Here is a 10,322-nt window from a genome sequence, read left to right on the forward strand (position 1 = left end):
GTCTCATGCGGGCAGCACCAGCGCGGCGACCTCGTCGACCAGCGCCTTCTGGTGCGGCGCGAGGTCGTGTCCCGTCATACAGTGCGTCGTCCAGCACCTTGACCCGGGCCAGGGTCCCGATGACGGCGTGACCTCCGTGGCGTGTCGTGCCTCGACGCGTTCCAGATGGTCGATCAAGCCGGACACGGCGACGAGTTGGTGCAGCCGCCGCTTGGTGTCGGCGTGTGCCAAATGGTGGCCGATCGGCTGGAGTCCGGCGGCCGGATCGGCGGGGAACAGCCCGCCGCTGCCGCTGTCGGCCCAGCCGAACGGCTCGTGCCACATGTATCCCGTGCTCATTGAATCCTCCGTGGGCGGATGGGAGCCGGACGTGGCCGGCCCGGTCCCGGGGGAGCGGGAACAGACCGGTCACACCATGCGAAGCGGGTCCTCAGACCTGGTCCCTCACCCGGTCACGCGTCACGCGGGCGGCGACGACGCCGAGGACCAGGACCGCCGGGACGGCGAGTTCGAGCCAGGTCGCCGTGGTCGAGTCGCCACCGATGAGGGTCGTGAAGTTGGCCAGGATCAGCCAGATCGCACCGGCGATGCCGAGCGCGCCCAGGATGGGGGCGATCAGAGTGTTCCAGGGGCGGGTGTCCAGCCGCTCGCGCCGGAAGAACACGACCACCGACACGGAGGTCAGCAGGTACAGGAGCATGATCGCCAGCACGGACACCCCGCTGAACCACGAGAAGAGGGTCAGCACCGGGTCCTTGCCCAGCAGCGCGAAGGGCAAGACGAGCAGCAGGGAGATCACGGTCTGCGCGCTGCCCGCCACCCACGGGGAGTGACGCCGGTTGATCGCGGTCAGCCCGTGGGGCAGCAGGCCGTCGCGGCCGAGGGAGAAGAGGTAGCGGTTGGCGGAGTTGTGGAAGGCCAGGAGGCCGGCGAAGAGGGAGGTCGCCAGCAGGATCGGCAGGACGTCGCCCACCCAGGCGCCGAACTGCGCGGTGATCGGTGCGAAGACCCATGCCGTGGCGTCACCGTTCGCCAGCGCCTTGCCGGCCTCGGCGGTGGCGCGGGAGGCGCCGTGGGCGGAGACCAGCATCCATGAGGTGAAGGCGAAGAAGCCGGTGATCACGGCGACGGAGAGGTACGTGGCCCGGGGCACTGTCCTGCGGGGCTCGCGCGCCTCCTCGCCGTAGATGGCGGTGGCCTCGAAGCCGAACATCGACGCCACGGCGAACATCAGGGCCACGCCGGGAGCGCCCTGGAGCGCGGCGTGGGGCGAGAAGCTGTCGGTGAAGCCCAGCCCCTCGGGGCCGCCGCCCTTGAAGAGGGTGACCAGGGCGAAGACGAGCAGGATGCTGAACTCGGCCAGGACGAACACGGCCAGCACCTTGGCGCCCATCTCGATGCCGGCCGCGCCGAGGGCCTGGACGATCGCCATGGTGACCAGGGTCCAGAGCCACCACGGGGCGTTCAAGCCGGTGTACTTCTCTACCAGCCCGCTCACGATCGACCCGTACAGCCCGTACATGGCTGCCTGGACCGCGCAGTAGGCGAAGAGCGCGACACCGGCGCTGCCGCAGCCCACGGGACGGCCCAGGCCCTTGCCGATGTACGTGTAGAAGGCGCCGGCGTCCACGACGTGGCGTCCCATGGCGACGAAGCCCACGGAGAACAGCAGGATGACGATGCCGGCCCCGGCGTAGGCGGCGGGCGTACCCGCGCCGTTGCCGATGGCGACGGCGATGGGCACAGCCCCGGCGATGCCGGTCAGGGGGGCCTGCGCGGAGAGGACGAAGAAGAGGATGCCGAGGACACCGAGGGAGTTGGGCTTGAGTCGGCCAGCGGTGGGTTCGTCCTGCACGGTCTGGTTTCTCTGGACCGTTTGACTGTCCACGCGGATCACCTGCCTGGAGGAGGGAGAGGAGGGATTGTTTTGAGCCAAACGAGTTGCCTCATAGTCAGGGGGAACTATCCAGATGGCAAGGGGTTGGGTGATGATTTTTCGCCGCCGCTCCCGCTTTTGACGAGGCCGTAACAGCCCCTTCGGCCGCGAGAGGCGGGACAGCCGTCTTGGACACCCCCTCCACGCCCCGGCGGCCCGGCGCCCCGGCGGCCATCGGTGACCTGCCGATGCCCGGCTACTCGTGGACGGTGATGGCCTGCAGCGGGCAGACGTCCGCGGCTTCCTGCACCTCGTCGACGTTCGCCGCGTCCAGCTCCGCCGTGTACAGCTCGGCGGCCTCGTTCCGCAGGGACAGGCGTCCCTGCTCGTCGAGGGCGAAGAGGTCGGGGGCGGCGTAGACGCACTGGCCATGGTCCTGGCACTTCTTGAGGTCGACTTCGACGCGCATGGTGGCTCCTGGGTGTGGTGCTGTGCTGTTGCTGGGTGGAGGAACGGCCGGCGTGCGGTCAGCGCAGCCGGATCGGCAGGTGGGCGATGCTGCGCAGGAACTCGGTATGGGTGAAGGTGGGCTCACCGGCGAGTTCGATCGTGCTGAAGCGGTTCACCAGCGTGGTGAAGACGACGTCGGCCTGTGCGCGGGCGAGCACCTGTCCCGCGCAGCCGTGCTGGCCGGAGCCGAAAGCCAGGTGCCGGCTCGCGGCGGCTGGCCGGTCGTGGTCGAAGCGGTCCGGGTCGGGGAAGGCTTCCGGGTCGCGGTTGGCGGAGCCGATGAGCAGGACGAGGACCTCGCCGGCGGGCACGGTCGTGTCGCCGATGACCGTTTCCCGGGTGGTGAGGCGGGAGACCATCTGCTCGGGGGTCTCGATGCGCAGCACCTCGTTGATGAAGCCGGGCCGGGTTTCCGGCTGGTCGCGGTAGATCCCGATGTACTCGGGGTGTTCGGCCATGTGCCGGATGCCCTGCACGATGAGGTGCTTGATGTCCAGGTGACCGACGGCGAAGAAGAGCAGGATCGAGAAGATGACCTCGTCCTCGCTCATGTTCCCCGCGTCCTGCTCGGCGAGGAAGTGGTCGATCAGTCCGTTGCCGGGGTGGGCGCGCTTGTGGGCGATGAGGGCGCGGTTGTGCTGCTCGTACCACTCGAAGGCTTCGCCGGTGACCCGCCAGTCGTCTTCGTCGGCCCCGGGCCCGAGGCTGACGCCGATGTCGTAGGTGGCCTTCTGGATCTCCAGCATCTTCGTGGGCTCGACGCCGAAGATGTGACAGATGGTTTCGAAGGTGGAGCGCAGGGCGAGGTCGTCCACCGCGTCGAGCGTGCCGCCTCCCTCGACCGCCTTGTCGAGTACGGCGTCCACGGACGCCTGCATCACCCTGGACCACTCCTCGACCGCCTTGGGCGTGAACCAGCGGTTGGTGATGCGGCGCAGCCGGGTGTGGTCGGGGGCGTCCTGGCCGAGCACCGTGTCGTGCAGCGGATCGGCCACGCCGAAATCGAGCTTGCGGACGCTGAGGGTGGGGTTCCGGATCAGCTTCGCGACGTCCTCGTAACGGGACACCACGTACACGCCGATCGGATGCCGGTAGACGGGCGCCTCCGCACGGAGCCGGGCGTAGTACGGGGCGGGGTTCGCCCGGTAGTCGGGGTCGCGGAACGGAAGCAGCTCGACTGCGGGAGCCTCGATGGTCATGGGGATCTCCTATGGATGCATGGCGGCCGCGGACGGGTCCCTGCCATGCAGGCGAGAATTATCCATCTGGAAAGCTGCGTCAATGCTTCCGACGGCCGTAACCAACTCTTTACTCGTATGGCATCAAACGAGATCATGGCGCCGAACGACGAAAGGCTCCGGACGCGGAACGTCCGGAGCCTTGGAACAAGCAGGTCAGAGGGGTTGTGGGCCGTCCTCGGCGGTACGGTCGCCAGCCGCGTCACCGTTGGCGTCGAGGAGCCTCAGCAAGGAGCGCAGTTCTTCCAATGCCGCATCCGTGACCTCGGGCTCACCGAGGACCAACTGGTGCAGTACCAGGCCGTCGAGCGCGGCGAAGACCAGCCGGGTCAGCGCCTTGTCCGCGCCGGCGGGCAGCATGCGGGTCAGTTCGCGCTGGGTGGCGTCGAAGTACTCGTCGTACAACGCGCGGATCTGGGGCAGCAGCTCCGGGCGGCGGCGCGATTCCAGCAGCAGCTCGTACTGGAACGCCTGGACGTCCGGATCCGCCGTGACCATCTCCGACAGCCCCGCCGAGAAGTCCGCGACCTTGCCGGTGCCCGGTTCGAGCGCGCTGGTGTTCAGCGAGGTGCGGATGGTGTGGGCGAGGGTCTCCTCGATCAGCGCGTCGCGAGAACCGAAGTGGTGCACCACGAGGCCGTGCGTGACCCCGGCCTCCTCCGCGACGGCCCGGTAGGTGAGCCTGCGCAGGCCTCCCCGCGCCACCACACGGACGGCAGCGTTCAGCAGGGCTTCGCGGCCCTCGCCGTAGTGCAGGCGCTTGCGTGGCTGCCGGCTCTTGGGGGCGTCGGTGGACTCGGTCATGGGGCGACCCTACCTGGGCGGGCGGCCGCACCGGACGCCTCGGTCGGCAGGCCCGGTGCGGCGCCGTCTCATGGGCGTCCGTCAGCGCCTGGGCGGGCGGATGCCGCGGAACTCCCAGTCGCCGCCGAGCGCGGTGGACAGGACCTCCTCGGATTCGGTGGGCTGTGCGCCGACGTCGGTACGGACCGGGGTCGGGCCGGTCACGATGCGGTTCGTCAGCCGGCCGAGCCCCTCCACCTCCACCTCGACCACGTCCCCCGGCTGGACAGGCCGGGAGTTGGCGGGGGTCCCGGAGAGCAGGACGTCACCGGGACAGAGGGTGATGGTGCGGGCGATGTCGGCGACGAGGTAGTGCATGTCCCACGTCATCTCGTCCGTAGAACCGTCCTGCACCACCTCGCCGTTGACGTACGTCCGCAGCTTCTTGCCGTGGAAGTCCCAGTCGGTGACAAGTCCCGGGCCGAGCGGGCAGAGTGTGTCGGATCCCTTGACGCGGAGCATGGAGCCGGCGTCCGTGTCGCGGAAGTCGTGCAGGCCGTAGTCGTTGGCGATCGTGTAGCCGGCGATGTACTCCCCTGCCTCGGCCGGGGAGATGTTCCGCGCGGTCTTCCCGATGACGATGGCGACCTCGCCCTCGTAGTTGAGCCACTTGCAGCCCTCGGGGCGGACAACGGCGCCGTGGTGGGAGTTGAGGGCGGAGGTCGGCTTGTGGAAGTACGTGGGGGTGTCGGGGAGTTCGATCTGGAACTCGTCGACCCTGCTGCGGTGGTTGAGGTGGACGGCGATCACCTTGGTCGGCACGACAGGTGGCAGATGCCGGGCGTCCTCGATCTTGACGCGACGGCCGTCCCCGGCGACGAGTTCGTCTCCGTCGACGGTGACCTGGACGACCGCGCCGTCGAGGAGGATGCGGCGGTACTCGGGCATGGCAGGACTCCTAGATGTGGCTGTGCGGGGTGCGTGGGGACTGCGGGAGACCGGCGCCGGTCCAGCCGTCGGCGGGCCGGTCGAACCACAGGTGGACCTGGCCTGTGCCGATCGAGTTCTCGTACTCGCCGTACTGGCGGGCCCGGGCGACACAGGCCTGCTCGCCGAGGGCGCCGGCCATCATCAGGTAGTGGAAGAACTTCGCCTCGGGCTTGTACTTCCAGAACTCGTCCATGGTGTCGAGGACCTTGTCGTGCCGACCCTCCTTGAACCAGCCGATGCGCTCGTAGTCGGCATGCCGCGCTTCCGGCGTGAAGATGTGCACCGGGTCGCTGGCCTCGTGGTCGCGCAGCTCACGCAGCGGCCAGAAGGTGTGCGACAGTGCGCCGGAGGCGATGAGCAGCACGCGCCGCCCCGGGGTGGCGGCGATCCCGTCGGCAAGGGCGCGGCCGAGGCGCAGATGGTCCTCCATGTCCCCGGTCTGGCAGACCCCGATGGTCACCCACCGCTTGTCCGGCAGCCCCTCGCCGAGGAACTTCCACAGATTGATGGTGGCGTAGTAGATCGGCAGGTACTCGTCGTCGATCGCGGTGATCCAGGTGCCGTGCTTGTCGGCGAACTTCTCGATGTTCCGGGCGAGGTCGGGGTCGCCCGGGAAGTCGTACGGCATCCGGCACATGCCGCGCGGCAGCTCCTCGGAGGTGAACAGGCCGGCGCGGCGGTGCTGGGCGGTGACGACGAACTCGACGGTGGTCGCCCAGTGGGAGTCCAGGACGACGACGGTGTCGTAGTCGTCGCGCTCGAAGACGTCCTTGCGGAGCTGGTGCAGGCCGGTGACGAGGCTGATCTCCTTGCCCCCGTTCAGCTCCAGCCGCGTCTCCTGCGGAAGCACGATGGTGGGGACGTGGGCGAGCAGGCCCGCCCCGACGATCTCACCCATGGTTCCTCCAACCGTTCGGCGCGGTCACGGTGTTCTTCACGTCGCAGTAGAAGTCGAAGCTCCAGGTGCCGCCCTCACGGCCGACGCCGGACTGCCGCGAACCGCCGAAGGGCGCCTGCAGGTCGCGGACGAAGAAGCAGTTGACCCACACCGTGCCCGCGACCAGTTGCGCGGTGACGCGTTCAGCGCGCTCGGGATCGCCGGTGGCCACCGTGGCGGCGAGCCCGAAGCGGGTGTCGTTGGCCAGACGGACCGCCTCGTCCTCGTCGGAGAAGGTCTGCAGGGTCAGGACCGGTCCGAAGACCTCCTCCTGCACGATCTCCGAGTCCTGGGCGACGTCCGTGAGCAGGGTCGGCGCGTAGTACTGGCCGTCCTTGCGGTGGCCGCCGATGACCGCGCGCGCCCCGGCCGCGATCGCCCGCTGTACGAACCCGTCGATCTTCTCCAGCTGGCGCAGGTGGATATTCGGGCCGATGTCCGTGGCCTCGTCACGCGGGTCGCCCTGGGTGAGCTGCCCGGCCTTCGCGACGAAGCGGCGGGTGAACTCCTCGGCGACCGACTCCTGGACCAGGAAGCGCGTTGCGGCCAGGCACACCTGCCCGGCGTTGTCGTACTGCTCCACCGCCAGGTCGACTGCGAGGTCCAGGTCGGCGTCGGCGAACACCAACAGGGGTGACTTGCCGCCGAGTTCGAGGCTGAGCGGGGTCAGGTTCACGGCAGCCGAGGCCGCGATCCGCTTCGCCGTCGGCACCGAACCGGTGAAGCTGATCCGCCGCACGTCAGGGTGCGAGGTCAGGGCGTCACCGATCTCCGAGCCGTACCCCTGCACGACGTTCAGCACCCCGGCCGGCAGCCCGGCCTCGGCGGCGATGTCGGCCAGCAGGGAGGCGGTCAGCGGGGTCCACTCGGCGGGCTTGAGGATGACCGTGTTGCCTGCGGCGAGAGCGGGGGCGACTTTCCACGTGGCCAGCATCAGGGGGGCGTTCCACGGGGTGATCAGAACGCAGGGGCCCGCCGGGTCCCAGCTGACGTGATTGGTGTGCCCGCGCGTCTCGAAGTCCTCGTGCTCCAGCTTCAGCAGCCAGTCCGCGAAGAACCGGAAGTTGTGGGCGACGCGGGGCATGACGCCCCGGCGGTGGGAGCGGAGCAGGGCGCCGTTGTCGGTGGTCTCGACGATGGCGAGCTCTTCCAGCCGCTTCTCGACGCCGTCGGCGACGGCGTGCAGGATGCGGGCGCGTTCGGCGCGGGGGGTGGCGGCCCAGGCGGGGAAGGCGGCCTTCGCCGCGGCCACCGCGGCCGCAGCCTCCATCGCGGTGCCCCGGGAGATCTCCCCCAGAACGCTGCCGTCGATCGGCGAGACATCGGTGAACGTTTCGGTGGAGGCGACGCGCTCGCCGCCGATCCAGTGCCGGGTGTCGACGGCGACCCCGGCCACCGTGAGGGTGTGCTCGGTCATGTCCGGTCTCCAAGTCCTGTGGTGCGTACGGGGGTTACTCGGCGCCGGACGTGCCGGACTCCAGCAGTCGGCCGCCGTCCCAGACGACGCCGACCTGCCGGTAGTAGGCGGCGATCGGTTCGCGGATCTCCAGGCGTGCCAGTTCCTCGGTGGGCGCCTCGAACAGCTCCAGCTCGGCGTCGCCGCGCCAGGGCTGCCCGCCCTCGAAGGAGGCGGCGCCGGACTCGATCAGCTCGTCGAGCGCCAGGCCCTTGCCCTTCTCGATGGAGGGCAGCCAGCGGTGGTGGGCCATGGGGTGGCCGTTGACGAAACCGTTGGTCTCCGACGGCTCACGCAGGGTGACCACGGCCTGGGCGAGGCGCCGGTCGGCGGCGGCGAGGGTCGCCCCGAAGCGGGCGCCGGCCTCGATGCGCGGGGCGGGGCCGTACGGGTGCGGGCGGGTCTGGTGGATCGAGCCGAGCTTCTTCGGATAGCCCTGGTGCAGCCCGCGCGCGATCGCGAAGTCCTTGTCGACCCAGATGTACACGCAGCGGCTGTAGGTCTGCCCCCGGTACGTGCAGCGCACGACCGCGAACGCCTCCTTGTACTGGGCCAGTACCGGGTCCAGCAGCTCCTGACCGGAAGCCGAGCAGGACTGCCAGTCGGCCCAGATCAGCGCCACGGCGCCCGGGTCCTCGTCCGCCAACTCCAGCGGCTCGGGCAGCAGTTCACGCACCCGCGCGGGATCCGTGCGGTACTCGACGGTCAGCAGGTCGCCGGAGTAGCGCCACGGCGGGGACGGGATCAGCGAGGAGGCACCGCTCGCCGTCTTGGGGTGGAAGTAACCACGGACAGTGGACATGAAGGGATTCCTTACGCGGTGAGGGCGGGCTGCTTGAGCAACTGGGCGCGATACCGGGCGGCCCCCATCGCGGCGGCCTGACCGCCGAGCGCGACGACGCCGACGAGCCGGCCACCGGTGTGGTATCCGACCAGGACGTCACCGTCGGGGTCGCCGTCCAGGATCCGTACGTCGTCCTTGCCCAGGACGGGCGCGCCGAAGGACTGCAGCCGGAAGTCGTGCTGGTCGCTCCAGAACGTCGGGAGCGGGGCGAAGGGCACCAAGTCCCCGTCCGTTCCGGCGAGATGGGCGACGAGGGCCTTCGCGGCGTGCTTGGCCGTGTCGGTGGGGATCGACCAGTGCTCGACACGCCGGGGTACGCCGTCGTAGCGGGCATTGGGGAAGCGGGCGACGTCGCCGACCGCGACGACCTCCGGCCGTCCCCCGACCCGCAGCTGCTCGCAGGTGAGGACGCCGTCACTGAGGTCGAGGCCGTTGCCCTCCAGCCACTCGACGTTGGCCACGGAGCCGACCGACTCCACGACCACATCGGCGGGCAGCACAGTGCCGTCGCTCAGCACGACCCCGGTGACCCGGTCCTCACCCTCGAAACCGGACACTCCGGTGCCCAGCGCGAAGCGCACCCCGCGCTCCTCGTGCCGCTTCAGCAGTGCGCGACCCAGCAGTTCGCCGAGCGGGCCGACCATGGGCAGGGGGAGCGGATCGACGACGGTCACCTCGCGGACGCCGAGGCCCACGGCGGTGGCGGCGACCTCGCAGCCGATGAACCCGGCGCCGACCACGACCACGCGGGCACCAGGGCGGGTCAGCTCGTCGCGCAGGCCCTGGGCGTCGGCGAGGGTGCGGACGGTGTGGCGGCCGGTGAGCGGTCCGGGGCAGCGCAGGCGCCGGGGCCGCATGCCGGTGGCGACGACCAGTCCGTCGTACGAGATCGCCGAGCCGTCGTCGAGTGCGACGACGCGCCGGTCGAGGTCGGCTGCGACGACCCTCGCGCCGAGCCGCCACTCCACGTCGGCGGCGGCTGCCTTCGGCGTGAAGGCGAGCGACTCGAAGGGTGCCTTGCCTGCCAGTACCTCCTTGGACAGCGGGGGCCGGTTGTAGGGCATGTGAGGCTCGTCACCGATGACCGTGATCGTCCCGGTCCAGCCCGCCGCGCGCAGTTGTTCGGCGGCGCGCAGGCCGCCCATCGAGCCGCCGGCGACGACGACACGTCCGGTCGTGGGTGCGGTCATGGCGGTCATCCCTCGATCCGGATGGCCTGCAGCGGACACACGTCGGCGGCCTCTTCGACCTCGTCGCGCAGCGTGTCGTCGGGGTCGGACGCGTACACCAGGTGTCCGTCGTCGTCCATCGAGAAGACGTCGGGGGCGGCGAAGACGCACTGGCCGTGGTCCTGGCACTTGTTCATGTCGACGACGACCTTCATGGCGGTCCTCCTGAGGGGTGAGGGCGTCGGAGCAAAGAAGCAGAGAGAAAGAGAGGGGGCCCGGCCCGGGTGCGGCCGGGCCTCCTCGGCCAAAGGGGGGCGAAATCCAGCGGATGCCGCACCCCTCACTCGTTTGGCTTCAAACAAGATAGGAAGCCGCCCGACCCTGGTCAATACCTGTCCAGATGGATAACTTTTTTCTACCGCCCCCTTGCGGGGCCGCAATCCCCCTCCATATCGTTCGGGATCAAATGACTAGCCCGGGGCGCGCTTCTCCCCCGCCCCGGCCTCCCTCCGCACCCCC

General features: G+C 69.8%; 11 protein-coding genes. All 11 read right to left on the minus strand.

Translation table 11 applies throughout. From position 1 onward, the window contains the following. Positions 1–3 precede the first annotated feature (3 nt). Positions 4–339 (minus strand): hypothetical protein, encoded by a 336-nt coding sequence (locus C3488_RS15715; protein WP_103840035.1) that lies wholly within the window; start codon positions 337–339, stop codon positions 4–6. 91 nt (positions 340–430) lie between these two features. Then, a complete protein-coding gene (locus tag C3488_RS15720; protein WP_103840036.1) occupies positions 431–1,888 on the minus strand; it encodes an APC family permease in 1,458 nt (485 codons plus the stop codon). A gap of 244 nt (positions 1,889–2,132) precedes the next feature. Then, on the minus strand, positions 2,133–2,345 hold the full coding sequence (locus C3488_RS15725) for a ferredoxin (RefSeq protein ID WP_103840037.1): 213 nt from the start codon (positions 2,343–2,345) through the stop codon (positions 2,133–2,135). A 58-nt stretch (positions 2,346–2,403) separates the two neighbouring features. Next, positions 2,404–3,585, minus strand: a complete 1,182-nt coding sequence (locus C3488_RS15730; protein WP_103840038.1) for a cytochrome P450 — start codon at positions 3,583–3,585, stop codon at positions 2,404–2,406. Positions 3,586–3,780: 195 nt separating this feature from the next. Then, positions 3,781–4,428, minus strand: coding sequence for a TetR/AcrR family transcriptional regulator (locus C3488_RS15735; RefSeq protein ID WP_103840039.1), 648 nt, complete (start codon positions 4,426–4,428; stop codon positions 3,781–3,783). Between the two features lie 81 nt (positions 4,429–4,509). Continuing rightward, positions 4,510–5,355: a fumarylacetoacetate hydrolase family protein gene (locus C3488_RS15740; protein WP_103840040.1), complete on the minus strand. Its 846-nt coding sequence runs from the start codon at positions 5,353–5,355 to the stop codon at positions 4,510–4,512. A gap of 10 nt (positions 5,356–5,365) precedes the next feature. Continuing rightward, the gene (locus C3488_RS15745) at positions 5,366–6,295 is read right to left on the minus strand and encodes a 3,4-dihydroxyphenylacetate 2,3-dioxygenase (RefSeq protein ID WP_103840041.1); all 930 of its coding nucleotides are present in this window, start codon (positions 6,293–6,295) and stop codon (positions 5,366–5,368) included. After that, positions 6,288–7,751, minus strand: coding sequence for an aldehyde dehydrogenase (locus tag C3488_RS15750; protein ID WP_103840042.1), 1,464 nt, complete (start codon positions 7,749–7,751; stop codon positions 6,288–6,290). The genes C3488_RS15745 and C3488_RS15750 overlap by 8 nt, the downstream gene beginning before the upstream one ends. Positions 7,752–7,785: 34 nt before the next feature. After that, positions 7,786–8,592 carry an acetoacetate decarboxylase family protein gene (locus C3488_RS15755; protein ID WP_103840043.1) on the minus strand — a complete coding sequence of 269 codons (807 nt, stop codon included), beginning with the start codon at positions 8,590–8,592 and terminating at the stop codon, positions 7,786–7,788. Positions 8,593–8,603: 11 nt separating this feature from the next. Continuing rightward, entirely contained in the window at positions 8,604–9,824 is a 1,221-nt protein-coding gene (locus tag C3488_RS15760) for an NAD(P)/FAD-dependent oxidoreductase (RefSeq protein ID WP_103840053.1), read from the minus strand. Positions 9,825–9,829: 5 nt separating this feature from the next. Further along, positions 9,830–10,018 carry a ferredoxin gene (locus tag C3488_RS15765; RefSeq protein WP_103840044.1) on the minus strand — a complete coding sequence of 63 codons (189 nt, stop codon included), beginning with the start codon at positions 10,016–10,018 and terminating at the stop codon, positions 9,830–9,832. Positions 10,019–10,322: the final 304 nt, after the last annotated feature.

The organism is Streptomyces sp. Ru72, assembly GCF_002920635.1.
Taxonomy (GTDB): domain Bacteria; phylum Actinomycetota; class Actinomycetes; order Streptomycetales; family Streptomycetaceae; genus Streptomyces.

Coding starts and splice junctions, on each gene's coding strand:
- C3488_RS15715 (WP_103840035.1), bottom strand. CDS start 339: ATGAGCACGGGATACATGTGGCACGAGCCGTTCGGCTGGGCCGACAGC.
- C3488_RS15725 (WP_103840037.1), bottom strand. CDS start 2,345: ATGCGCGTCGAAGTCGACCTCAAGAAGTGCCAGGACCATGGCCAGTGC.
- C3488_RS15730 (WP_103840038.1), bottom strand. CDS start 3,585: ATGACCATCGAGGCTCCCGCAGTCGAGCTGCTTCCGTTCCGCGACCCC.
- C3488_RS15735 (WP_103840039.1), bottom strand. CDS start 4,428: ATGACCGAGTCCACCGACGCCCCCAAGAGCCGGCAGCCACGCAAGCGC.
- C3488_RS15740 (WP_103840040.1), bottom strand. CDS start 5,355: ATGCCCGAGTACCGCCGCATCCTCCTCGACGGCGCGGTCGTCCAGGTC.
- C3488_RS15745 (WP_103840041.1), bottom strand. CDS start 6,295: ATGGGTGAGATCGTCGGGGCGGGCCTGCTCGCCCACGTCCCCACCATC.
- C3488_RS15750 (WP_103840042.1), bottom strand. CDS start 7,751: ATGACCGAGCACACCCTCACGGTGGCCGGGGTCGCCGTCGACACCCGG.
- C3488_RS15755 (WP_103840043.1), bottom strand. CDS start 8,592: ATGTCCACTGTCCGTGGTTACTTCCACCCCAAGACGGCGAGCGGTGCC.
- C3488_RS15760 (WP_103840053.1), bottom strand. CDS start 9,824: ATGACCGCACCCACGACCGGACGTGTCGTCGTCGCCGGCGGCTCGATG.
- C3488_RS15765 (WP_103840044.1), bottom strand. CDS start 10,018: ATGAAGGTCGTCGTCGACATGAACAAGTGCCAGGACCACGGCCAGTGC.